The 25,651-nt window shown below is 38.9% G+C and carries 22 protein-coding genes and 1 riboswitch; of the genes, 5 read left to right on the top strand and 17 right to left on the bottom strand.

Going from position 1 to position 25,651, the window contains the following annotated elements; translation table 11 throughout:
- The first annotated feature begins 176 nt into the window (after window positions 1-176).
- Together ACXYSM_RS01310 and ACXYSM_RS01305 are read left to right on the top strand one after the other, a co-directional pair.
- Window positions 177-2,447, top strand: a complete 2,271-nt coding sequence (locus ACXYSM_RS01310) for an SEC10/PgrA surface exclusion domain-containing protein (RefSeq protein ID WP_458634064.1) — start codon at window positions 177-179, stop codon at window positions 2,445-2,447.
- A gap of 125 nt (window positions 2,448-2,572) precedes the next feature.
- Window positions 2,573-3,055: an S-ribosylhomocysteine lyase gene (locus ACXYSM_RS01305; protein WP_458634063.1), complete on the top strand. Its 483-nt coding sequence runs from the start codon at window positions 2,573-2,575 to the stop codon at window positions 3,053-3,055.
- Between the two features lie 59 nt (window positions 3,056-3,114).
- Here the strand turns inward: ACXYSM_RS01305 and ACXYSM_RS01300 are convergent, their stop codons facing one another.
- On the bottom strand, window positions 3,115-5,217 hold the full coding sequence (locus ACXYSM_RS01300) for an AAA family ATPase (RefSeq protein WP_458634062.1): 2,103 nt from the start codon (window positions 5,215-5,217) through the stop codon (window positions 3,115-3,117).
- Window positions 5,218-5,622: 405 nt separating this feature from the next.
- On the bottom strand, window positions 5,623-7,938 hold the full coding sequence (gene pflB, locus ACXYSM_RS01295; protein WP_458634061.1) for a formate C-acetyltransferase: 2,316 nt from the start codon (window positions 7,936-7,938) through the stop codon (window positions 5,623-5,625).
- 238 nt (window positions 7,939-8,176) lie between these two features.
- Between pflB and dinB the strand changes: the two genes are divergently transcribed.
- A complete protein-coding gene (dinB, locus tag ACXYSM_RS01290; RefSeq protein ID WP_458634060.1) occupies window positions 8,177-9,238 on the top strand; it encodes a DNA polymerase IV in 1,062 nt (353 codons plus the stop codon).
- Between the two features lie 38 nt (window positions 9,239-9,276).
- Here the strand turns inward: dinB and ACXYSM_RS01285 are convergent, their stop codons facing one another.
- Both ACXYSM_RS01285 and ACXYSM_RS01280 read right to left on the bottom strand, forming a co-directional pair.
- Entirely contained in the window at window positions 9,277-10,122 is an 846-nt protein-coding gene (locus ACXYSM_RS01285) for an undecaprenyl-diphosphate phosphatase (RefSeq protein WP_458634059.1), read from the bottom strand.
- Between the two features lie 61 nt (window positions 10,123-10,183).
- Window positions 10,184-12,079 carry a DUF2207 family protein gene (locus ACXYSM_RS01280; RefSeq protein WP_458634058.1) on the bottom strand — a complete coding sequence of 632 codons (1,896 nt, stop codon included), beginning with the start codon at window positions 12,077-12,079 and terminating at the stop codon, window positions 10,184-10,186.
- Between the two features lie 130 nt (window positions 12,080-12,209).
- Between ACXYSM_RS01280 and ACXYSM_RS01275 the strand changes: the two genes are divergently transcribed.
- Entirely contained in the window at window positions 12,210-13,775 is a 1,566-nt protein-coding gene (locus tag ACXYSM_RS01275) for an ABC transporter substrate-binding protein/permease (protein ID WP_458634057.1), read from the top strand.
- Window positions 13,775-14,515: an amino acid ABC transporter ATP-binding protein gene (locus ACXYSM_RS01270; protein ID WP_458634056.1), complete on the top strand. Its 741-nt coding sequence runs from the start codon at window positions 13,775-13,777 to the stop codon at window positions 14,513-14,515. Before ACXYSM_RS01275 ends, ACXYSM_RS01270 begins: the two co-directional genes overlap by 1 nt.
- An 83-nt stretch (window positions 14,516-14,598) precedes the next feature.
- On the opposite strand, the gene ACXYSM_RS01265 is transcribed toward ACXYSM_RS01270, so the two are convergent.
- The 13 genes from ACXYSM_RS01265 to ACXYSM_RS01205 form a co-directional block, all read right to left on the bottom strand.
- Window positions 14,599-14,814 (bottom strand): capsule biosynthesis transcriptional regulator, encoded by a 216-nt coding sequence (locus tag ACXYSM_RS01265; protein ID WP_004251963.1) that lies wholly within the window; start codon window positions 14,812-14,814, stop codon window positions 14,599-14,601.
- Between the two features lie 105 nt (window positions 14,815-14,919).
- Window positions 14,920-15,816: an SPFH domain-containing protein gene (locus ACXYSM_RS01260; protein ID WP_178895385.1), complete on the bottom strand. Its 897-nt coding sequence runs from the start codon at window positions 15,814-15,816 to the stop codon at window positions 14,920-14,922.
- Window positions 15,817-15,898: 82 nt separating this feature from the next.
- The gene (gene ilvA / locus ACXYSM_RS01255) at window positions 15,899-17,149 is read right to left on the bottom strand and encodes a threonine ammonia-lyase IlvA (protein WP_004251960.1); all 1,251 of its coding nucleotides are present in this window, start codon (window positions 17,147-17,149) and stop codon (window positions 15,899-15,901) included.
- A gap of 80 nt (window positions 17,150-17,229) precedes the next feature.
- Complete coding sequence (gene ilvC, locus ACXYSM_RS01250) at window positions 17,230-18,252, bottom strand: ketol-acid reductoisomerase (RefSeq protein ID WP_006147961.1); 1,023 nt, start codon at window positions 18,250-18,252, stop codon at window positions 17,230-17,232.
- Between the two features lie 167 nt (window positions 18,253-18,419).
- Window positions 18,420-18,896 carry an acetolactate synthase small subunit gene (gene ilvN / locus ACXYSM_RS01245; protein WP_004251957.1) on the bottom strand — a complete coding sequence of 159 codons (477 nt, stop codon included), beginning with the start codon at window positions 18,894-18,896 and terminating at the stop codon, window positions 18,420-18,422.
- Window positions 18,889-20,589 carry an acetolactate synthase large subunit gene (locus tag ACXYSM_RS01240; RefSeq protein ID WP_006152123.1) on the bottom strand — a complete coding sequence of 567 codons (1,701 nt, stop codon included), beginning with the start codon at window positions 20,587-20,589 and terminating at the stop codon, window positions 18,889-18,891. Before ACXYSM_RS01240 ends, ilvN begins: the two co-directional genes overlap by 8 nt.
- Before the next feature lie 216 nt (window positions 20,590-20,805).
- Entirely contained in the window at window positions 20,806-21,495 is a 690-nt protein-coding gene (gene rplA, locus ACXYSM_RS01235; RefSeq protein ID WP_001085672.1) for a 50S ribosomal protein L1, read from the bottom strand.
- 96 nt (window positions 21,496-21,591) lie between these two features.
- Window positions 21,592-22,017 carry a 50S ribosomal protein L11 gene (rplK, locus tag ACXYSM_RS01230; RefSeq protein ID WP_001085808.1) on the bottom strand — a complete coding sequence of 142 codons (426 nt, stop codon included), beginning with the start codon at window positions 22,015-22,017 and terminating at the stop codon, window positions 21,592-21,594.
- A 231-nt stretch (window positions 22,018-22,248) separates the two neighbouring features.
- Complete coding sequence (locus ACXYSM_RS01225; RefSeq protein ID WP_458634055.1) at window positions 22,249-22,734, bottom strand: GNAT family N-acetyltransferase; 486 nt, start codon at window positions 22,732-22,734, stop codon at window positions 22,249-22,251.
- Window positions 22,709-23,128, bottom strand: coding sequence for a chromosome partitioning protein ParB (locus tag ACXYSM_RS01220; protein WP_458634054.1), 420 nt, complete (start codon window positions 23,126-23,128; stop codon window positions 22,709-22,711). Before ACXYSM_RS01220 ends, ACXYSM_RS01225 begins: the two co-directional genes overlap by 26 nt.
- Before the next feature lie 27 nt (window positions 23,129-23,155).
- Entirely contained in the window at window positions 23,156-23,806 is a 651-nt protein-coding gene (locus ACXYSM_RS01215; RefSeq protein ID WP_458634053.1) for a phosphatase PAP2 family protein, read from the bottom strand.
- Complete coding sequence (locus tag ACXYSM_RS01210) at window positions 23,796-24,359, bottom strand: ECF transporter S component (RefSeq protein WP_458634052.1); 564 nt, start codon at window positions 24,357-24,359, stop codon at window positions 23,796-23,798. The genes ACXYSM_RS01215 and ACXYSM_RS01210 overlap by 11 nt, the downstream gene beginning before the upstream one ends.
- A gap of 148 nt (window positions 24,360-24,507) precedes the next feature.
- Window positions 24,508-24,726, bottom strand: a riboswitch (FMN riboswitch).
- A gap of 53 nt (window positions 24,727-24,779) precedes the next feature.
- The gene (locus ACXYSM_RS01205) at window positions 24,780-25,283 is read right to left on the bottom strand and encodes a tRNA (cytidine(34)-2'-O)-methyltransferase (RefSeq protein ID WP_458634051.1); all 504 of its coding nucleotides are present in this window, start codon (window positions 25,281-25,283) and stop codon (window positions 24,780-24,782) included.
- Between the last annotated feature and the right edge of the window lie 368 nt (window positions 25,284-25,651).

The following is a 25,651-nucleotide window of genomic DNA, read 5'->3' as shown; positions in this document are numbered from 1 at the left end:
GATTTCTAATGATTTTTTAACCTATCCGAGAGTCATTTTAGCTATCTTGCTTGTCCTATATTCTTTCGATTTAGAGTAGATTTTTAGCTTATTTAAAACCCTAATGCACTACCTTATTTGGTTGACATTGTAACTATATTTAAGTTATAATATAAATTATAGGAGGAATTATTTTCATGAAAAAAATTCAAAAACAATTCATTATCGGTGCCGCGCTTCTAGCAAGTACAGGAATAGTAAGCACTGTAAATGCGGATACTGCACCAGTAGAAAGCAAAACACTTTCTACTAAAGATAATAAAGCTTCTGTTACTAAAGAAACGGTTAAACAGCAAACTGAACTTGTCGCCAAAGCTAAAGAAAATCTAAATAAAGCTTCTAACAATAAAGCTAAGGCTGAAGAAAAATTGGCTGAAGCCCAGAAAGATTCTATTGACACGAGCGAAGCAGCTATTGCCAAAGCCCAATCATCTGTGACCGATGCCCAAAAACAAGTTGCTCCAGCTGAAAAAACTGTAGAGCAAGAGAAAGCATCGCTTGAGGCAGCCAAAAAAGCTGAAATGGCTCAGCAAGAGCTTGTTAAAGAAGAACAAAATAAATTAAAATCTGCCAAATCTGAAACAGAAACTGCCAAAAAATCCGTCGAAGCGGCTCAAAAAGAACTTGATAGCAAAACTGCCGATGAAAAAGTTCAAAAAGCTAAAGAAGAGTTAGATAACGCCCAAAAACGTTTGACTGACCACGAAGAAGAATTGAAGCAAGCTGAAGTTGCTGATGCAAAACGCCAGTCTGCCATCAACAAAGCTGAAGCTGAGATTAAGGTTGCACAAGCAGAAATCAAAGAGAAACAGAAAAAAGTTTCTTCACAAGATCAAGTCAAAAACACATTTACCCTATCACAAAATTACATCAAAGCTGTAAAATCTATAAGAAGTGGAAGCTCCTCTCAGTTAACAGATGAAGCTAAAGAAGTCCTTTATAAAGAAGCTAGTGTATTAAAAACAACAAACAACTATATCAGTAGCAAAAAAGATGCTGAACGCATCTATGACATTAATTCTATTCCAAAGGATGTCCTTCTAGAGCTCAACTTCTACACTCAAGACTTAATCAATCAGATTCGTAAGCAGGCAGGAACTAGTCCAGTAACAGTGACCCAAAACAGTATAGACTATGCTGCAGCTCTTGCTCAAGCTGCCCGTGAAGAAAAATACAAATACCAAGCTAAGGATCCAATTACTTCAACAGTTGGAACTCCAAGTAGTGTTGTAACTAAACACGGACTTGATAAGTTTGGCTACCGTCCAACCGGACTTAACCAACTTGGGTTCTCTCCAACCCTAGCAAGCCAAGAAAAAGTTTCTGTAGACTACTTGAAACAAGCTATTTATAACAATATTAAATTCCAACTATTTGACTTAGGCGATAGCGTAGGTGATCGTTCAAGATCTACAATCTATGCTCAAAAAACTGTTGGTAGCTTGGATATTCATAAAAAAGGAGCCTTTCTAGCAGTTAGCTTCAGTAACAACGGTATTATCAACCGCGTTAATATCCTTCTTTTCAACAACTACGACAATGATATTAAAGACTATTCTAAGATTACTCCAGCTTTGATTAATCCAAATACGGCTTCAAAAGATGCTGATGCATCCCGTAAGGACTTGGCAGCTTCTCAAGCAAAACTAGAAACTGCTCAACGTGATTTGAAGATTGCAAAAAATAAAAATGAAACAGCTCCACTACTACGCCAGGTTGTTAAAACAGCTAAGGATAAAGTAGCTCATGCAGAAAAAGCCTATCAAAAAGCTCTAAAACAAAGTAAAGACTCTCTATCCGAAGATACTAAACTAAAACTCGCAGCCCTAACTAAAGCTAAGGATGTTCTTAAGGACAAAGAGGCTTCACAAAAATCAGCACAAGCTAATCTTGATAAGGCAACTGAAAAACTGACTCTTTTAAAAGCTAAAACAATGGTAGCCCAAACTAAAGTCGCTAAAGCTGAAACTTCTCTTGCTGAGGCTAAAAAGACTGTTCAAGATGCTAAAGACTACTTATCTCGTCTCAAAAATGCACCAGCCCTTCTTACAGAAGCTGAACAAGCTCTTAAAGTTGCTAAAGCTGATTTAGTCGTAAAAGAAGAAATCTACAAAGTTGAAGCAGCAAAATTAGAAGGTTTGTTAGCAGCCTTTGCTATTCTTGAAAAAGAGCAGCCATCATCTCCGAGTTTAGAAAATGGTAAAAATAAGGCTGAGTTGACGAATCTGACTGCTAAAACAAAAATTGCTCCTTCAACAGTTAAGAAAGATAGTAAACCAGCTTCAAACTACCAAGCCCCTACTAAGGTTCTTCCTAATACCGGTTCTAATCAATCATCACTTTCTCTTGCTGGTTTAGGACTCCTTTCACTACTTGGTCTCACAGTGATAAAACGTTCAAAAGACTAAATTCGATTAGTCAGTCTGTAATTAGTTTCCCCCATTCATAATTGAATGGGGCTTTTATTAGTTTCTAAAGGTATCATAGCTTAGCTTTATGATATAATGAAAGAAGAAAGTTGAAAGGAAATACCATGTCAAAAGAAGTTATTGTTGAAAGTTTTGAACTAGATCATACGATTGTAAAAGCACCTTATATCCGATTGATTGGAGAAGAGACTGGACCGAAAGGAGATATCATTTCTAACTTTGATATCCGCTTGGTTCAACCAAATGAGGACTCTATCCCTACTGCTGGACTTCATACTATTGAGCACCTCTTGGCTAAGCTAATCCGTACTCGCATCGACGGTATGATCGATTGTTCACCATTTGGTTGTCGCACAGGATTCCATATGATTATGTGGGGACGTCATTCTAGCGCTGAAATCGCAGCTGTCATCAAGGATTCATTGAAGGAAATCGCTGAAACAACAACTTGGGAAGATGTCCCAGGAACAACTATTGAATCTTGCGGAAACTACAAGGATCACAGCCTCTTTTCTGCTAAGGAATGGGCAAAATTGATTCTCCAACAAGGAATCTCAGACGATGCCTTTGAACGTCATGTCATCTAATAATAAAAAAAGAAACCAGCTTTTGAACTGGTTCCTTTTTTTATTTTCTAAATCTTGATTTAGGCTTTTTCACGAATGACCAAAACACCATCTTCCATGTCAGCTTCTAGGTGTTTAGCATCAAGGTTATCCAAGTGGAAGTCTGTGACTTTGTCACGAATTTGTTGTTCAACCACACGACGGAGTGGACGAACACCCATGACCTCATCGTAGCCTTCTTCAGCCATGTATTCTTTAGCAGCTTCGCTCACTGCCAAGTCAATATCTTTCTTAGAAAGCGTCTTGTTAACTTCAATCAACATAAGGTCTACAATCTTAGAAAGATCTTCTTTGCTCAAGTGTGAGAATTCGATGACAGCATTGAAACGGTTAAGGAATTCTGGACGGAAGTAAGGTTTCAAACGATCCATAAGTTCTGGTTTATCAGCATCTTCTGTCAAGTTAGCTTCGTAACCAAAGCTTGCGTTTGAAGTTGCGATAATCACCGTATTCTTGAAGTTGACAGTGTTACCTTGACCATCTGTCAAACGACCATCATCCAAGACTTGAAGAAGAAGGGTGATGACTTGAGGGTCAGCCTTTTCAATCTCATCCAAAAGTACGATTGAGTATGGATTGCGGCGAACACGTTCTGTCAAGGTATTGTTGTTGTCATCGTATCCAACATAACCTGCAGTTGTACCAATCAATTTAGATACGGCTGTACGGTCGCTATATTCTGACATATCTAAACGGATGATGGCATCTTTAGTACCGAACATATCAAGAGCTAATTGTTTAGCCAACTCAGTCTTACCAACACCAGTAGGTCCTACAAAGAGGAAGCTACCGATTGGACGGTTACCTTCATCAAAACCAGCACGGTTACGACGGATCGCTTTTGCTACTGCCTCAACAGCCTTGTCTTGACCGATAACCTTGGTTTGCAAACGATGACCCATATCTTTCAATCGTTCGATATCGGTTGCACCCATTTGTGATACTGGGATTCCAGTCATCCGTTCGACAGACTCAGCTACATCATTTACAGTAGCTGTAACCTTGTGATCTTCTGTATGATTAGCAATTTGCTTTTCAAGCTCTTCGATACGGACTTTTGCATTTAGAGCTGCTTCGTAATCTTCTTTAGCCGCAGCTTCTTCTTGTTTAGTTTTTTCCGCTTGAATTTCGTGCTCAACTGCATGTACGTCTGTCACTGGGTGTTGTGCTGCCAAGTGAGCTGCTGTCACATCCACAAGGTCAATAGCCTTATCAGGCAAGCTACGTTGTGGAATATATTGTACTGAGTAATCAACAGCCGCTTTCAAAACTTCATCTGGCAAAATAACATTGTGGTGTTGTTGATAAAGATCTCGAATACCTTGAAGAATCTTGAAAGTATCTTCAGCAGATGGAGCATTAACCTTTACTTCATTGAAACGACGAGCAAGAGCAGCATTTTTCAAGATTGTGTTACGGTATTCATCTTGAGTTGTTGCACCAATCACTGTCAATTCCCCACGTGAAAGAGCTGGTTTCAAGATATCAGCAAGTCCTTTAGAACCTTGACCATCACCTGTGCTACCAGCACCAAGGATTTGATGAATTTCATCGAAGAAAAGGATAATATTTCCAGCTTCTTTGACTTCGTTTACCAAGTTTTGAATATTTTCTTCAAAGCTACCGCGGTATTGAGTTCCAGCCTCAAGACCAGAAATATCGATGGAGATGATTTCCTTATTCTTAATCGCAGCGGGAACATCACCGTTCACGATAGCTTGGGCCAATCCTTCTACTACTGCAGTTTTACCAACACCAGCATCACCGACGAGTACTGGATTATTCTTTGTGCGACGAGAAAGAATTTCAGAAGTTTCTTGGATTTCTTTATTACGTCCAATCACTGGGTCCAACTTCCCTTCACGTGCTTCTGCTGTTAAGTTACGTCCAAGTTTTGCAAGAATCCCATCTTGTTTCATACCTTTACCTTGAACGTACTGAGCTTGTTCACTTCCTTCGCTTGGAAGTTGACCAGTTTGACGGTAAATAGCGAATTCTTCAGGCGTTACTTCACGGCCGTTAATCAAGTAACGACGGTTTTCTGAACTGTATCCACGCATACCACCCATCAATTGGTTAAATAAATCATCCATGTTGTTAAAGTTATTAAAGTTATTATTCATATTTCATACCTCGTTTGTTTTCAAATTTACTCAGTCAAAATAATTTGACTTTCTCTGACCTTTATTTAAAAAAATTTAGACTAGCTATTTGCTACTCTACGTATAATTTCAGGTTTTTCTTTATCCAATACAGGTTTTTCGATTGGACTTCTAAAAATACTAATGTTAACCATAGGTTGTACCTCTTTTCTAGGTTTTACCCATACTTTGATCTTAAGATAGTATATACAATCACCTTAAAATCAAGGTTTTCCAAGGACTTTCATAATCCTTATGTTCTTAGTATATCACTTTGGTCAGTTTTAGTCAAGAGTTTTGACCAAATTTGACTAATTTTTTTTAATAAATTTTTATAACAAAAAAACCAGTCAGAGTGACTGGTTTTTGATTTACTATTTATAAATCTTAGCTCAATGCATCATCCATTGAAAGAACTTCGTGGAAGACACGTTGTGTTAATTCAGTTTTTTGTTCTGGAGTGAGGTATTTAGTGTTTACACAGTATCCAGAGATACGTACGATTACGTCTTCACCTGACATGATCTTTTCGTAAACATCGTTCAAGTCCATAACGTTCAAGTTAACGTGTTGTCCACCGTTTTCGAAGTAACCATCAAGGATTGTTACCAAGTTATCAACTTGTTCGTCACGAGTTTTACCAAGAGCACGTGGTGAAACTTGAGTTGTCAATGAGATACCATCAGCTGCATAACCAAAGTCAAGGCTAGCAAGTGAGTTCAAGTTTTGCAACCATCCACCTTTAGCTTTGTTAGATGGGTTAGCACCTGGTGAGAAGAATTCAAGTTTGGACAAGTTCACAGAACCATCTTCGTTGAGGTATACACCTTTGTGGACTGGTGAGTTACCAGTTTGTTTAGAGTAAGCAACGTTAGATGTGATTGTCAAAAGTGATACAGTAGCTTCTGCGTCTTTGTAAAGTTTGTGGCTACGTAGACGAGTTGTATAAGCTTCGATCAACCATTCTGCCAATTCGTTTGAACGTGGGTCATCTTCACCCCAACGTGGGTATTCACCGATTGTTTCGTAATCGTAGATGTAGCCATTTTCGTCACGGATTGGTTTAACGGTAGCATACTTGATAGCTGACAATGTATCAACAGTGTTAGCAAATCCACAGATACCGAATCCCATGTTAGCACGTTGTTTAGTTGGCAAGAAGGCCATTTGAACAGCTTCGTAGTTGTACTTATCAGTCATGTAGTGGATGATGTTCAAAGCATCTACGTAAGTGTCAGTCAACCAGTCAAGAGATTTTTCAAAGTTAGCTTTAACTGATTCGAATTCAAGAACTTCGTCACGGATTGGTTCGATGTCAAATACTTTATAGTCTTTATGAACATCGTCGTAACCACCGTTCAAACCAGTAAGAAGAGCTTTAAGAACGTTAACGCGAGCACCGAAGTACTGGATGTTGTGACGTTGTTCTTCGTTTTCTGGGTCAAGTGGAGACACACAACATGAGATACAGCTCATTTCACCGTATCCATCTTTAGCCATTGTTGTAACACCTTCGTATTGGATTGAAGAGTGTTTGTGGCTCATGTGCATACAGTAGCGACGGAAGTTGTATGGCAATTTATCAGTCCAAAGAACTGTCAAGTTTGGTTCTGGAGAGTTACCGATGTTGTCAAGAGTGTTCAAGAAACGGTAGTCCATCTTAGTAACACGGTGACGACCGTCGTTACCCATACCAGCCATAGAAGTTGTGATGAAGGTTGGGTCACCTGAGTACAATTGGTCATAAGCTTTTGTACGAGCAAATTTAACTGTACGAAGTTTCATAACGAAATCATCAACAAATTCTTGGATTTCTGATTCAGTAAATGTACCACGAGCAAGGTCACGTTCTGCGTAGATATCTAACACGATTGGCACACGACCTAGAGATGTAGCTGCACCGTTGATAACGCGGCAGACAGCCATGAAGGCAATGTTTACCCATTGGATAGCTTCTTTAACGTTCATCGCTGGTTTACGAACATCAACTCCGTAAAGGTCACCTAAACGAACAACTTGTTGCAATGCTTGATATTGAAGGTTGATTTCTTCACGAAGACGGATTGTCTCTTCATCGATTTCTTCGATTGAGTTCCAATCGTTTACTTTTTCTTGCATCAAGTAGTCTGCACCGTAAAGAGCAAGACGTGCGTACACACCAATGATACGTCCACGTGAGTATGAGTCTGGAAGACCAGTTACAGTGTGAGCGTGACGAGCGCGACGAATGTTTGAAGTGTAAGCACGGAAGATACCATCGTTTACTGTTGTAACGTATTTAGTGAAAATTTCGTGAACAGCTGGATCTGGTTCGTATCCATTTTCCTTCAAAGTTGTTTCAGCCATACGGATACCACCTTTTGGCATAAAATTCAATTTGAAGAGTTCATCATTTTGGATACCGAAGATCAATTCGTTTTCTTTGTCGATAAATCCAGCTGGAATATCAGCAATAGAAGTTGGACGAGTATCCATTGGGAAACGAGTTTCTTCGTAGTGTGCTTTAGTTTCTTCTACGATTTTTTTGATGTGAAGTGAACGCTCTGTTGGTCCTGCAAGGAAGCTTTCATCTCCATCATAAGGTGTGTAGTTAGCTTGTACAAAGCGTGTTACACTTGCTTTTTCTTTCCAGTCAACACCTTTAAAGCCTTCCCAGGCTTTGTCAAAAATGTCCTGTGCTTCAACAACTGTCTTAACAACCATGTTAATGTCCTCTTTTATCTTTCTAGTAACAGTCATCTGTTACATTCATGTATTCAGTATAACACACAGTAAACGATTTCAACAAGTGAAATCACTATTTTTCAACACTTTCTTTTATAATACAGTTGTTATTTTCCCGTAAACTGTAGTATAGTTTTGAAAAATAATTAGCTATTTCCTATTTTTTCAGAAAAAAGGTATAATAAAGCTAGAAAATCTATCAAAGAAAGGACAGTCCATGCTCATATTTCCACTGATGAATGATTTATCTCGTAAAATCATCCATATTGACATGGATGCCTTTTTTGCTGCTGTAGAAATTCGTGACAATCCTAAACTTAAAGGGAAACCTGTTATTATTGGTAGCGACCCTAGGAAAACAGGTGGTCGGGGTGTTGTTTCAACCTGTAGTTATGAAGCCAGAGCATTCGGCATTCACTCAGCCATGAGTTCCAAAGAGGCTTATGAACGCTGTCCTCAAGCTATTTTTATTTCTGGGAACTATGAAAAATATACTAGTGTTGGCCAACAGATTCGAGCTATTTTTAAACGATATACGGATAAAATTGAACCCATGAGTATCGACGAAGCTTATCTAGATGTAACTGAAAACAAGCTTGGTATCAAATCTGCTGTTAAAATTGCTCGTTTAATTCAACAGGATATCTGGAATGAATTACAATTAACAGCTTCTGCTGGTGTATCATACAATAAATTTTTAGCTAAAATGGCAAGTGACTATCAAAAGCCTCGTGGTTTGACAGTCATTCTCCCTGATGAAGCTGAAGATTTTCTCAAACAAATGGATATCGCTAAGTTCCACGGTGTGGGCAAGAAAACAGTTGAAAAACTCCATCAAATGGGTGTATATACGGGTACTGACCTTTTAGAGATTTCTGAAATCACTCTCATTGATCGTTTCGGAAGACTCGGCTTTGATCTATATCGTAAGGCTCGAGGTATAGATAACTCTCCCGTCAAATCAAATCGTATCCGTAAGTCTATTGGTAAAGAAAAAACTTACAGTAAGATTCTAAGTCTAGATGAAGATATTAAAAAAGAGCTAACTCTCCTTTCGGAAAAAGTTGCTCTTAGTCTTCAAAAATATGAGAAAAGTGGTAAGGTCGTCATTTTGAAAATCCGCTATGCTGACTTTTCTACTTTGACAAAACGAAAAACACTGAATCAACAAACACAAGACTCTGAAGAAATTGCTCAAAGTATTATCCAACTCTACGAAACACTGAGTGATAAAGACAAGGGAGTCCGTTTATTAGGAGTCACTATGACAGGATTTTAAAAACCTTGAAGGAATCTTCCTTCAAGGTTTTTCTTTTCTTATACAAATAATCGAACAAAGCTATAAAGTAGCAACACACTACCAAGGACAATACGGTATTTACCAAACACTGTAAAGTCGTGTTTTTTGACATAGCTAGTTAAGAAACGAATGGAAACCATGCTGACTGCAAAAGCCACTACCATGGCTACCAAGAGCAAGAAGAATTGACCAAAGCTCAACACTTCTCCTGCTTTGATAAATTTAAAAATCTTCAAAGCGCTGGCTCCAAACATAACTGGAATTCCTAGATAGAAGGTAAACTCTGTCACCACCGAACGACTAGTACCGTTCAACAAACCACCTACGATAGTGGCACCTGAACGACTAGTGCCTGGCAAAAGGGCCAAGACCTGGAAAAGTCCAATATAGAGGGCTGTTTTATAAGGTAATTTATCTAACTCAGTAACTGTTGGCTCAATTGCTTGCGCTTTGTTGCGTTTTTCAAGATAGATAAAGGCAACCCCATAAACAATCAACATAATGGCTACTGATACCATATTGTGAAAGTGAGTGTCAAACCAGTCATCAAATTTAAAGACTAGAAGAAGAGGTAAAGTCGCAACAAAAACTTTGGACCATAACTGCCAAGTTTTACGGACTTGTACCTTATCCTTACCTGGCTTGAAGGGATTAAGCTTGTTAAAGTAGATAACCATAACGGCTAAGATGGCACCCAGTTGAATGACTACATTAAACATAGACATGAAGGCTTCATTTTGATCTTTATACTGGATAAACTCTTCCGCTAGGATTAAGTGGCCAGTACTTGAAATCGGCAACCATTCCGTAATTCCTTCAACAATACCAAAAAAGATTGATTTTAAAATTTCAAAAAAATACATAGATAACTCCTTTTTCTATCTTTCATTATATCATACTTTTAAAGGCTGTGTTGAGTTTTCTTTAGAAAGCACCAACACTTCCACCACCGCCACCGCCTGAGAATCCTCCACCAGAGCCACCACTTCCAGATGATACAGAGAAGGTACTTGCTGTATTTGCGACCGAGGTGTATAGATTGATTTGAGTAGCAGATGTGTGAAATTGTTTATCCCACCCACAAGATACATAAAGATTCATAGCAGCATTTTCAAGTTGAATATTGTGAAGTTTCATGATTTTATTTACCTTCTTAGCGTATCCATAGAGAGTCGCATAGACCAAAAGACGATTCCAAACAACAATACTCTCTAGTTCAGCCTTATCAAGATGAGCAATATCCCGAAGCATATTTTCAAAACTTGTCCAGAGATAAAAAACTTCTGCCCCTTCTTCATTTAAGGCTCCATCACGAGAAGGTCCTCGAGTTACTAAATGAATCAAACCACTCGCTAGTAAACCAATTAAACCTAAGGAAAGTAAAGAAAGCGAGAAATAGCCATGTGTTCGAAAGCTATAGTAAAAAATGATAAGTCCGACAACACCTGTTACAGCCGAACAGACTTTCATTTTTTTCACAAGATTATTTTCTTTTTCCGTTAAAGGTCGATAATAACTTGGAATTCGTAAAATGTTCACCTTGTCTCGAACACAACTTTGCATACGTTCAAGTCGTCTCTCGAAGGAACGTTTGAGGTGAAAGCCAAATTCTCGAATATGCTTCTCATCAGCTTCCTTAGCTCCATGGAACAAAACTGAAGAAACTTGATACTCAGGGAAAAGATCTGAAAGAGCCAGTTCTTTATTTGTAGAAAGAGTCATCCGCAGGCATTCCTTCTCAAAATTGGACAAACCCTTTTCACTGTTAATTTTGATCCACGGCTCTTCTTCACCTTGAAAAATGGATAAATTCCCGCGATCGACTAAATCTAACAAGGTTGCCTGGATTAGTTGTTCAAAACTGAACTTACCAAACTTCTGCTTGTTTAGAGGGCTAACTTCCTCTAAAGATGTTGAATAGATTGCTTCTGCCAAAACCATTGGAGGTAGGTCCATTGGGGGTTCGTAGAGACGATGATTCTTTGGATATACCTTTTTAAGAGTCGTATGCTGACGAAATTCTCTATAATAGTAGAACGTTACTAGTAAGAGAGCGATAAAGAAGATTGGAAAAATCCATTTTATCATGACCTTGGCGTGCACTTTATCGGCTTTTATTTCTATCTCAACTCTTTTGAAGTTACTTAAATCATCTTCATTCAACCCTTGACTTGGAGCACTTGAGAAAGCCTCTCTTGGCCAATAGGCGTGTAGTTCAACTTGACGTTTTTTAGGAAGATCCTTCATCTTCACCCAGTAGATATCATTGACTTTTTCGACACTTCCCTCATTTAGGAGTTCACCAGTATGGAAAAAGAGTTTCTCTGCCGGACTATCTGAAGTTACACGAAATTCCAGATCTTTGATATCCCCTGAACTATCTGTCAATGGTTGCCAATTCAGCTCAGCAATATCCTGATATAAGAAAAGAAGGTTTTTAAGTTGCCAAGTAACAGTCACACGAACAGTATCTCCTGCGTTTCCCGGATTAAAAATGGTAACCTTGTAGCCATCCTCTTCTTCCTTAGTATATGAAAGGACGTCTTGAACAATCTGGCCATTTTTAGATACTAAGACAGTTGGTTCGTCATCAATTTCAAATCCCTTCGGCATTTTCCCTGCTTTTCCGAGTCCAATCAATTGACCATTAAAATCATCTTTAAAGTGGTAGGTGATTGTTTCTTTGAAAACCGCTGTATTATCTGCATGAATATTCAAATCACCTTTATAGGATAGAATATCGAAGTCTACTGCAAAAACTAGACGAGGCACAAATAGCAAACAGGTAAATACCAGAGCAAGAACCCATCTCTTTTTCATTTTACATTCCCTTTCATGTTTTTTCACTATTATATCATTTTTTAGAAGTTAAGGTTTACTTGTATTGAAAATCTTACCATTTTTAGATACAATAGAGGGAGCCATTTTTAGACTAGAAATAGGAGAAAACATGAAAAAATTATGCTTATCTATCCTTGCTAGCTTAGCCCTTACTCTAGGACTAGTTAGCCAGGTCCAAGCCGATGAATATTTACGCATCGGAATGGAGGCAGCTTACGCACCATTTAACTGGACTCAAGATGACGACAGTAATGGCGCTGTCAAGATTGATGGAACAAACCAATATGCTAACGGTTACGATGTTCAAATTGCAAAAAAAATCGCTAAAGATCTGGGTAAAGAACCACTCATTGTAAAAACAAAATGGGAAGGACTTGTTCCAGCCCTGACTTCTGGAAAGATTGATATGATTATCGCAGGTATGAGTCCAACCGCTGAACGTAAGCAAGAAATTGCCTTCTCAAGCAGTTACTACACCAGTGAACCAGTACTTTTAGTCAAAAAAGATTCTGCCTATGCAAACGCCAAAACACTAGATGATTTTAAAGATGCAAAAATCACTTCTCAACAAGGGGTTTACCTTTACGACTTGATTTCTCAAATTCCAGGCGCTAAAAAAGAAACTGCCATGGGTGATTTCGCACAAATGCGTCAAGCTCTTGAAGCTGGTGTCATTGACGCCTATGTTTCTGAACGACCAGAAGCTCTAACTGCTGAGTCAGCAAATGCAAAGTTCAAAATGATTCAGCCTGAACCTGGTTTTAAAACTGGGGAAGAAGATACCTCTATCGCTATCGGTCTTCGTAAGGATGACGAACGTATCAGCCAAATCAATGCTAGCATCGAAACCATCTCTAAAGATGAACAAGTTGCCCTAATGGATCGTATGATTAAAGAGCAACCTGTAGAAGCTACAACTACCGAAGAAAACAGCAGTAATTTCTTTAGCCAAGTTGCTAAAATTCTAACTGAAAACTGGCAACAACTCTTACGTGGTGCTGGAATCACACTTTTAATTTCAATTATCGGTACCATCGTTGGTCTCGTTATTGGTCTTGCTATCGGTGTTTTCCGTACTGCGCCTCAATCTGAAAATCAATTTATCTACGTTATTCAAAATATAGTTGGTTGGATTCTCAATATCTATATTGAAATTTTCCGTGGAACTCCTATGATTGTACAATCTATGGTTATCTACTATGGAACTGCCCAGGCTTTCGGAATCAACCTAGACCGTACTCTGGCTGCTATCTTTATCGTTTCTATCAATACCGGTGCCTACATGACCGAAATCGTTCGTGGTGGTATCCTAGCTGTTGACAAAGGACAATTTGAAGCAGCTACTGCACTTGGTATGACTCATAATCAAACCATGCGTAAGATTGTTTTACCTCAGGTAGTTCGAAATATCCTACCTGCTACTGGTAATGAGTTCGTCATCAACATCAAGGATACTTCTGTATTGAATGTTATCTCTGTTGTAGAACTTTACTTCTCAGGAAATACAGTAGCAACACAGACTTACCAGTACTTCCAAACCTTTACCATCATAGCAGTTATCTACTTTGTCCTCACCTTTACAGTAACACGTATCCTACGCTTCATCGAAAAACGTATGGATATGGATACCTACACGACAGGTGCTAACCAAATGCAAACGGAGGATTTGAAATAATGAGTCAACCAATCCTTGAAATCAAACACCTCAAAAAATCCTACGGGCAAAACGAGGTCCTAAAAGACATCTCTCTCACTATTCACAAAGGAGAAGTTATTTCTATCATCGGTAGTTCCGGTAGTGGTAAATCAACCTTCCTACGTTCTATCAACCTTCTCGAAACACCAACTGAAGGTGAAATCCTTTATCACGGTGAAAACGTACTTAAAAAAGGGTATAACCTCACTCACTATCGTGAAAAACTAGGTATGGTCTTCCAGTCCTTTAACCTCTTTGAAAATCTCAATGTTCTTGAAAATACGATTGTTGCACAGACAACTGTTCTCAAACGTGAACGATCAGAAGCAGAGAAAATTGCTAAAGAAAACCTTGAAAAAGTAGGAATGGGAGAGCGCTACTGGCAAGCTAAACCTAAGCAACTTTCAGGTGGTCAAAAGCAACGTGTCGCCATTGCTCGCGCACTTTCTATGAACCCTGATGCCATTCTCTTTGATGAGCCAACTTCAGCCCTTGACCCTGAAATGGTCGGTGAAGTTCTCAAAATCATGCAAGATTTAGCTCAAGAAGGCTTGACCATGATTGTCGTAACCCACGAAATGGAATTTGCTCGCGATGTATCACACCGTGTCATCTTTATGGATAAGGGTGTCATTGCAGAAGAAGGCAAACCAGAAGACCTATTTACTAATCCCAAAGAAGAACGTACAAGAGAATTTTTACAACGCTATCTTCGATAAGAAAAAGACTGCCATTGCAGTCTTTTTTTATATTCCAAAAAATTAAAAGGCAGATTCTTTTCGAACCTGCCTATATCCAAAGACTAATCTTCAAATTTTTCATGATTTTTATTGTAGAAATCAATTAAGCCGAGGGCTGTTTCAAAGGAAATGTTTTTAACTTTTGCACGTCCTTGAGCCAAAGCAATGATAGACATCTCACGCGCATTCGTTTCCTTAGAAATACGATACCCTGTGATTTTCTTATCACGAACCCAGCTAACAACTGCTTCTACTTTTTCAAAGTTAGACTTAGCCATGTTATTCTCCTATTTTTTTCTTTACGCAACTTCATTCTATATGTTTTTATAGTATTTGTCAATTGAAACACATATATTAATAAAGTTATTGCGTTAAGATTATGATTATTTAGCTTTCAAAGCTGATAATATATGGGTTCGAATATCTTCAACTCCATTAGGATTTGCTGGCAAGAATATTGTATTATTTCCTTGTTTATCTGCAAAATTATTCAATGTATCCAAATACTGATTGGTTAATAGGATTGACATAATTTGTTCTTCAGTTAATTCGACATTGGCTCCTTTTAACTCTTTAATAGAATCAGCAAGTCCATCAACAATTGCTTTCCGCTGCTCTGCGATCCCCACACCATGGAGGCGATCTTTTTCTGCCTCAGCTTCAGCCGCTGTAACAATCTTAATTTTATCTGCTTCAGCCAATTCTTGAGCTGCCACTCTCTTACGTTGGGCAGCATTAATTTCGTTCATTGATTGTTTGACTTCTGCATCCGGCTCAACTTTGGTAATGAGCGTCTTAACGATAATATACCCATACGTTGACATTTCTTCCGCTACTTGTTTTTGAACTTCTAATGCAATTTCATCTTTTTTCTCAAACAATTCATCCAAAGTTAACTTAGGAACAGATGAGCGCAATGCATCTTCAATATAAGATTTGATTTGAGCTTCAGGTCTCATCAATTTATAGTAAGCGTCTGTAACGTTTAACTCATTTACACGATACTGAGTTGCGACATTCATAGTCACAAAAACGTTATCTTGGGTTTTGGTTTCAACCACGATCTCACTTTGTAAAAGGCGTAGCTGCACACGAGCTGCAATTTTGTCAATGCCAAATGGTGCCCGTAGATGAATACCACTATTACTTAACTTTTGATACTTACCAAATCGTTCGATAATTGCAACAGACTGTTGACGAACGACATAAACAGAGCTCACTAACACAGCTCCTACAATAAGCATTAGAATCACTAGAACAAGTAAAACTTGTAAAACCATGGGAATCTCCCCCTTTCTTCACTTACATTATAGCACTCGTATATAGGTTAGGCAAATGATATGATAAAAATTTTATAGGATATTAAACAAGCATATTATATAGAGTTTCATTCCCATTCAAGTTAATATAAGACGGATCAAATTTCTCCATTCGGTGAATCAAGCCCGCATAATCATGCTTGTTAGCAAGAGCAATCCCGATTAAGACTGGTCCTGTTCCCTTGCTAGCACGTTTAATATACTCAAAACGAGTGATGTCGTCATTCGGTCCTAAAATATCATTTACAAATTCGCGAAGTGCACCTGGACGTTGTGGGAAGTTTACCACAAAGTAATGCTTGATGCCATCATAAATCAAGGCACGCTCTTCCATCTCTGGCATACGGTTGATATCGTTATTTCCTCCAGAGATGATACAACAAATAGTCTTTCCTTTTATATAGTCTGACAGCACTTCCAAGGCCGCCACACTAGCAGCACCTGCAGGCTCAGCTACAATCCCCTGTTTAGAGTAAAGATCTATCAAGGTCTCAGAGATTAAACCTTCATCCACTCCGATAAGCGTTTCAACATTTTTACGGGTTGCTTCATAGGTCAATTGTCCAACCTTCTGCACAGCAATCCCGTCTGCAAACTTATCAATTTCTTTAAGTTTAACCGGACCTCCAGCCTCAAATGCCGCCTTCATGGAACGAGCTCCGTTGGCTTCTACACCCAGAACTTCAATAGCCGGATTCGTTTCCTTTATATAAGTAGAAACTCCTGCAATGAGTCCTCCACCTCCTACAGGCACCAAGACAGTATCAAAATCAATGGATTCTTTTCGCGCTTCTTCTAAAATTTCATAAGCTACTGTTCCTTGACCAGCTTGAACATAGGGATCATCAAAAGGATCAATAAAGGTACGATTTTCAGCAACTGTATAGTCTTGAGCTGCCTTGGCCGAGGCATCAAAGGTATCTCCTACCAATTTGATAGTTACAAAATCTCCACCAAAGAAACGAACCTGACCAATTTTCTGTTGAGGCGTTGTAATTGGCATAAAGATTGTTGCAGGAATCTTCATCTCGTTACAAGTATAGGCAACACCTTGAGCGTGATTTCCCGCTGATGCGCACACTACACCACGTTCACGTTCTTCCTTAGTCAATTGTGAGATGGCATAATAAGCTCCACGAATTTTAAAAGAGCGGACTCGTTGAGCATTTTCTTTTTTGAGATAAATTTTAGCTCCGTATTTTTCGGATAAATAATGATCGTAGTCAAGTGGTGTATTGGCTACGACACCACTCAAAACCTTGTGGGCCTTCACCACATCTTTTGCACTAAGCATAATCTTCTCCTTGATTCTTTTTCAAGATAAAAAGCGGGTTAGGTACCCCCCAACTCGCCTTCTATTTTTATTCTCAAAAATTAGTTGTAGATTTTGAATGCGTCATCGTCGTTTTTACCAACAAATGGCATTGCTTTACGCAACTCTGCACCAACCTTTTCAATTTCAAGGTTAGCTGCTTGTTCACGGTAAGCAGTCAATTTTGGACGTCCAGCTTTGTAGTCGTTGACAAAGTCGTTAGCAAATGTACCATTTTGGATGTCCGCAAGAACGGCTTTCATGTTTTCTTTCACTTGTTCAGTGATGACACGTGGGCCTGAAACGTAGTCACCGTATTCAGCTGTGTTAGAAATTGATTGACGCATTTTCTTGAATCCACCCTCGTAGATCAAGTCAACGATGAGTTTCATTTCGTGAAGCACTTCAAAGTAAGCCAATTCTGGAGCATATCCAGCTTCAGTCAAGACTTCAAAACCAGCTTCGATAAGGGCAGTCAAACCACCACAAAGAACTGCTTGTTCACCAAACAAATCTTCTTCAGTTTCTTCTTTGTAAGTTGTTTCCAAAAGACCAACGCGTGCTGCACCAACCCCTTTACACCAGTCCATAGCGATGTTTTTAGCATTTCCTGTTGCATCTTGGTAGACAGCGTAAAGTGCTGGAACACCAAAGCCTTCTTCGTAAGTACGACGTACCAAGTGTCCTGGTCCTTTAGGAGCACACATGAAGACATCTACATCTGCAGGAACTTTGATGAATTCGAAGTGGATGTTAAAACCATGCGCAAATCCAACTGCATTCCCAGCTTCCAAGTTTGGAGCAATTTCTGCTTCGTACAATTCTTGTTGGATTTCGTCTGGTGCCAAAATCATGATGACATCAGCCAATTTAGTTGCTTCTGCTACTGTATAAGTATCAAAACCATCTTCTTTTGCCTTATCAAAAGATTTACCTGGACGAACACCGATGATCACATCGTGACCTGAATCACGCAAGTTTTGAGCGTGAGCATGACCTTGTGAACCATAACCGATAACAGCGATTTTTTTACCATCAAGTGCTGCTACTTTTACATCTTTTTCGTATTCCATTTGAACTGCCATAGTTTTTCTCTCTTTTCTATTATTTATTGCCTTTTAGGCTGGTTTAACAAATTTAAGTTATTTTTTACTCAATGAAAATCAAAGAGCAAATTAGGAAGCTAGGCGCAGGCTGTACTTGGGTACGGCAAGGCAAAGCTGACGTGATTTGAAGAGATTTTCGAAGAGTATTAATCGCGGGTAAATCCAGTTGCACCCGTACGAGCGATATTCTTGATACCGTATGGTCGAATAACCCGAATCAAAGCTTCACTCTTTTCAGCATTCCCAGTCATCTGAACAGTAATGGAGCTCGGAGCCACATCAACAACAGTTGCACGGAAAGGCTGGATAATAGCTAAAATTTCTGCTCGCTTCTCTGCAGGCGCTGAGACCTTGATCAAGATCACTTCGCGCTCCAAGTGTGGTTTATCTGTGATATCACGGACACGGATAACGTCGACCTGACGGTTGAGCTGTTTGATGATTTGCTCCACTTCATCGTGAGATGCAACATCAATGATAATGGTAATCCGTGACACATTAGGATTTTCTGTCGCCCCTACCGAGATACTCTCAATATTGACTTGGCGTCTAGACAAAACACCAGTAAAACGATTGAGAACTCCTGACCGGTTTTGAAGTTTGGCTGTTAACATTCTACGCATTAAACTTCACCCCCAACATCTCATGATTACTCTTACCAGCTGGTACCATCGGTAAAACATGCTCTTTACGAGAAATATCTACCTCGATAAACATTGGTACATCTTCCAAGATGACTTCCAAATCCTTTTCTAAGGTTTCAGGATTATCAAATTTATAATTCTTAATTCCATAGGCTTGAGCCATCAATTGGAAGTCAGGAAGGCTATCAAAGACTGACTCAGATGTTCGACCATCATAGAAAGCTTCTTGCCATTGACGAACCATCCCAAGTGAATGGTTATTAAGCATGATGACCTTGATTGGAATCTTGTAAATGTTCAAGATTGCCAATTCCTGATTGGTCATCTGGAAACCACCATCACCGACAAAGAGCACGACCTCCTTATCTGGATTAGCAATTTTTGCTCCAATGGCTGCAGGAACTCCAAATCCCATGGTTCCTAGTCCACCTGAAGTTACGAGTTGACGCTCGTTTTGGTATGGATAGTATTGAGCCGTCCACATTTGGTGTTGTCCGACGTCAGTTACGACAATGGCATCACCCTTAGTCAATTCACCAATTCGTTCAATAACTGCTTGTGGTTGGACGACACGTTCCTTCTTATCATAAGAACGAACACGATTCTTATCTTTTGTAACTTTTTCAATCCATTTTTCAGTATTGTTACGAACGATTGGCTCCGCTAGCAACTGCTGCAAGGCCTTTTTCGCATCACCAACAACTGGGATATCAACAGCGATAATCTTACCAATCTCTGCTGGATCGATATCAATATGCGCTACTTTGGCATTCTTCGCAAATGTCTTAGGATTACCAGTCAAACGGTCATCAAAACGACAACCAATCGAAATCATAAAATCAGCTTCTGTCATCGCAATATTAGCCGCAAAGGAACCATGCATTCCACCCATCCCCAAAAACAGTGGATGGCTAGTTGCAATTGTTCCCTGTCCCAAAAGACTGGTAACAACAGGAATTTGATAACGCTCTGCAAATTCATTTAACTCCGCTGCAGCCTCTGCATAGCTAATTCCACCACCAGCTAACAAAACTGGCTTCTTAGCCTTAGAGAGTTGCTTCAAGATCTTCTTGATTTGCATCTCATTAGGTTCTAGAGTTGGTTGATAACTTGGTAAATCTATCTCTGAAGAATAGACAAAGTCCGTTTCAAGAGCAGAAACATCTTTTGGCAAGTCAATAACAACTGGCCCTGGGCGACCCGTAGTCGCAATATGTACAGCCTCTGTAATCACACGTGGAATATCTGCTGTCTCACGAACCTGATAGTTGTACTTGGTAATCGGCATGGTAATTCCGACAATATCTGCTTCTTGGAAAGCATCCTTACCGATTCCCGCTCTTGCTACCTGACCTGTGAAGACCAAAAGGGGAACACTGTCACTCATAGCATCTGCAATACCAGTAATGGCATTGGTAGCTCCTGGTCCACTTGTGACGACTGCGACACCAAGTTTTCCTGTTGACTTAGCATAACCTTCAGCTTCATGAAGACAACCTTGTTCATGTCGACCTAGAATGTGACGGATACCTTTAAAATTATAAATAGCATCATATAAAGGTAATACAGCTCCACCTGGATAACCGAAGATCGTATCGATTCCTAAATCACGGAGTGTTTCCAAAACGAGTTCTGAACCTGACTTTGGTGAATCTAAAATGATTTTCTCCATCGTTCCCCTTTCTCTTCTCAATAAAATGACTTGTTTCTATAATACCATTTTTTCAAAAATTTTCAAGACAAAAGAAACAATTTTCTGAATTTTCTATCTAGACGTTTTTTCACATACTTTTGCTTGCTTATCTTGATACTCGATTTCATTATTTTGAGAAATATAAAAAGGTTGAGACAGATCTGTCTTCAACCTTTTTTTTATATTTTCTACTTATTAAAGTGAGTTAACGTCAACCTTGATACCCACACCTTGAGTAGTTGTGATTGTCAAGCTTGTTACGTAAGTTCCTTTAGCTGTAGCTGGTTTAGCTTTTTGGATTGTTTCGTTGAATGCTTTGAAGTTTTCAACCAACTTGTCAGCTTCAAATGAAACTTTACCGATGATTGCTTGTACGATACCTGCACGGTCAGCACGGTAAGTGATCTTACCACCTTTAGACTCTTCAACTGCTTTAGCAACATCCATTGTTACAGTACCAGTTTTAGGGTTTGGCATCAAGTTACGTGGTCCAAGGACACGTCCAAGACGTCCAACAAGAGCCATCATGTCAGGTGTAGCGATAACTACGTCGAAGTCCAACCAACCGTCGTTGATTTTCGCAACAAGGTCGTCTTCACCAACGAAATCTGCACCAGCAGCTTTTGCTTCTTCAGCTTTTGCACCACGTGCAAATACAAGAACGCGAGCTGTTTTACCAGTACCGTTTGGCAATACCATTGCTCCACGGATTTGTTGGTCAGCTTTTTTCACGTCGATGTTCAAGTTGTATGCAACTTCTACAGTTGCGTCAAATTTTGCAAAGTTAGTTTCTTTTGCAAGAGCTACAGCTTCTTCTACGCTGTATGCTTTTGTGCTGTCGATTTTCTCAAGAGCAGCACGAAGTTGTTTGCTTTTTTTAGCCATTTTCTATTCTCCTTGTAAGTGGTTCAATCGATTTTCATCTCCCACGTCACTTCTCGAAATGATGAAGTCTTGCGGGTTATATAGGGAAGTTATTGATTAGTCAACAACAGTGAATCCCATAGAACGAGCAGTACCTTCGATCATACGCATTGCAGACTCAATGTTTGCAGCGTTCAAATCTGGCATCTTAGTTTCTGCAATTTCTTGTACTTGTGCACGAGTAACTGTAGCAACTTTAGTTTTGTTAGGTGTACCTGATCCTTTTTCAACACCTGCAGCTTTTTTCAAAAGAACAGCAGCTGGTGGTGTTTTAGTAACGAAAGTAAATGATTTATCTTCGTATACTGAGATAACAACTGGAATGATCATACCAGCTTGATCAGCTGTACGAGCGTTGAACTCTTTTGTGAATCCCATGATGTTGATACCAGCTTGACCAAGAGCAGGTCCAACCGGTGGAGCTGGTGTAGCTTTACCAGCAGGGATTTGCAATTTTACAAGTTTTTCGACTTTTTTAGCCATTTTTAAATCCTCCTTTGTGGTTTTGGCGGTAATTTAGAGATTTTTACCTCCCACAAGTATGTTTTACACATACCCTACTATTATACACTAATCTATCTCAAATGCAAGAGAAAAATTCTATTTTTAGAGAAATTTTATAACGGAATTTGTCTATCATTTCGATCATAAAAGGGTTGTAGACTACAATTTAAAAACCGCTCTGTTTTGAGCGATTATAAGAAATAATAAAGTTTAGTAGGAATCCAGTTTTAAGAGCAGGCTTTTCCCTTTTTCAGTACTTCCACTTTCCACAAATCCAAGGGACTCAAAACATCTTCTAGAAATCCGATTAAAAGTGTAGATTTCCTGAATTTTCAACTGTTTCCACCCCTTTTGCTGGGCTAGATCAATTAAAGCCCTTAAAACCTTGCGTCCAATACCTTGATGCTGATAAGCTGGATTGCCAATCACAATAGGAAGATTCTCCTGAGATAAGGCTACATCACCAATTGGAAGCCACTCTCCCTTTTCTCGAAACTCAATCCAGAACAAATCCCCTTGTTCCTCTAAATAGGAATACATGGCATTTAATTTTTCCAAACTATAGGGAATTCTAATGCCATCTACCAGTTCCACCAAATTCACATCTTGATACCAGGATAAAGCTGCATCACGATGATCTGCTAAAAAATAGGGAACTAGACGTAGGGAATCATCTATCCGAATAATCTTTGGCATCTTTTTTTACTCCTAACAACTGCTTCGCTGCCTGATTAAAACCATCACACCAGTTATACCATTTTGCTTCATACTCATCTTGGGCTAAGATATGATTTTTTAAATCTAGAACAGAGTATATCTTTCTTTCCTCGCAAACTTGCGCATAGAGATGATAGATTTCATCACCACCATCTTTATCCCACTCAGCAGAAATCGTATTTTGACCTGCTAACAAAGCTTGGTAAGCTCTGTGATGCCCATCTGTAATCAGCAAGCAATCTCCAGATGCAAGAACACTAATTGGATCAACATTGATTAGTTCTACCGACTGACAACTCATCTGAATATCTTGCAACTTCTTTTCTGATAAGTATAGTTGAGTCGGATGAAGATCTGTAATATTGACTTTCATTTCTTTCTCCTCAAGAAGAGTTAATATCTACTTTTGTTTGCCAGTAAATCTCCATTGAAAGCGAAGTTTGTCATAAAATGGAAATTCAATGAATAGAATTCCAAGACCCAGACAGAGACTGGCAAGAACATCTGATGGGTAATGAACTCCCAGATAGACTCTGGAAATGATTACACTTACTAGATAGATTCCCAGTAAAATCTGGAGAATGAGATTTACAGTCCTATCTTTCACTCTCTGTCCCACAATGATAATTAGAGAACCGATTAGGAGGGTTACTGCTAGCGAGTGACCACTAGGGAAAGAAAAACCTTCTTCTTCGACCAAGTGTAAAATTTCAGGTCGCGGACGTTGATAGAGGTGTTTTAAGGACACAATTAAAATTCCAGCCAAACTAAGATTGCCAGCTACTAAAAGGCTTTCTGACTTCCACTTTTTCAGATAAAAAATAACAGTCAATAGAATTGCCCAAGAAATAACGATTGGTAAGTCAATCAGACGAGTAATCCCACGAAATATAGTTGTCAATATAGCTGGTAAATCTCCACGGATTGCTGTCTGGATAGACGAATCAAATGGTATCAATTGTTCTGGATAAAACTTAACGACATAACCCAGAATTACAAATAGTAAAAGGGCAAAAGAGCCCTTTGTTAAATATGTTTGTTTATCTTTCATAGTATTTCAAAGTTGGTTTCAAGAGGACAAATAATAACCAGAATGAGATGGCAAAGATGACTCCTTCAATCAAATTAAAAGGTAAAACCATTGTCAACAAATAGTTACTTAGTCCTAGTATTTTCTCAATATCAAAATTAGCAAATTTTGCGTACAAAGGTACAGCATAAACGTAGTTTAGAACTAACATGGCTAAAGTAAGACCAATCGTCCCTGCTAATGAAGCTAGGACAAAACGCATGGTTGTACGCTCTTTTTTCCAAATCAGACCAAAAGCAAGAACAAAGACTCCTAAGGCTACGATATTCATCGGCAAACCAATGTAGGTACTAACTCCTTGATTGTTCAAAAGGATTTTCAACAAAGACCGAAGGAATAGTACTCCTAAAGCCGCTGGTAAATCCAAGACTACCAAACCTACAAGAACTGGTAAGATACTGAACTCAATCCTTAAAAAGGATGCCGCTGGTAGAAGCGGAAAGTCAAAGTACATCAACACAAATGAAAGTGCTGATAAAATTGCAATGGTCGAAAGTCGACGTGTGTTTGTCATAACAGGTTCCTCCAATTTTCTATAAAATCAGAAGAAGTTGGAAAGTTTCTCTCTATCTACTCTCTTAACTATCTCAAAAAACAACCTAAGCTTACAAAGAAACTGGTTTTATTTCTATTATAATGAAGCAGAATAGACAAAGCTATTCTTTCGTCTTCTCCCATCCAGACTATACTGTCGGTTGTGGAATCTCACCACATCAGCTTGCGCTCGCGGACTTATTTGGCTAAGATATTTTAGATTTATCTAGACGTCGCAGTCGAAGATAATACTTAAAGTATATCGAGACAAGACAACGAAGAGAAAGCTAAAATAGCTAGTCAAATTTACCGCCGGTCGGGAATCACACCCTGCCCTGAAGACCCTTTTATGATAACAAAAAAAGCTTGCAAGCGCAAGCATTTTATCTCTTCTCAGTATTTATTTCAACTTATCCGTTTCGTAAGTATGAACCAGTTCGAGACCCGCAAAATTTTGTTGACGAAGGGCCTCATAGACAATCATACATACTGTATTGGATACATTGAGACTACGGACATGTTCATCATTCATAGGAATTCTGAGAGCTTTTTCAGGATGTTCCCTCATAAATTCCTCAGGCAAACCTTTATCTTCACGTCCAAAAAGAAAATAATGGTTTCCTTCTATCGTGAAGTCAGCATCTGAATAGACCTTTTCTGCAAACTTGGAAATCAAGTAGACTTGACCATCCATTTTTTTCATAAATTCATCTAAACTATCATAAAAATAGATCTCAAGTTTGTCCCAATAGTCTAGCCCGGCTCGCTTCATTTTACGATCGTCAATCGGAAAGCCCATCGGTTTGATAATATGAAGGGGCGCATTCGTCGCCGCACAAGTTCGTGCAATATTTCCCGTATTTTGTGGAATTTGTGGTTCAAACAATACAATATGATTTGTCATGCCTTGCTTCCTCTCACTGGTGCAAAAAAATAGCCACACTGCCCGGAGTCAAGCTCAGCAAACAGCGTGGTTAAGGCATCGTTAACTTACCTCACAACAGGTTTGAAGTAAATCAGCGAAACTACTTTTTTAGTATAACACTTTCAGCCTGATTGTCAATAGAAATGACTTGATTTTTTCATTTTTTTTACAAGCATATTTACAAAAGTTAAATTTTCAACTTTCAGCAAGCAATATCATAGAATTTACATTGATTAAGAATTTTCGGAACAAGTTTTTTCATAAGCATATGATGTTTAAAGCAAAATATTTATCCGAATTCCCCTAATCCCTTTATTAAAGAAGGAAACAGTCGGTTGTTTAGTGCA

The sequence above is a fragment of the Streptococcus sp. V940 genome, from assembly GCF_054353495.1.
This window is presented reverse-complemented; position numbering and strand designations above follow the sequence as displayed.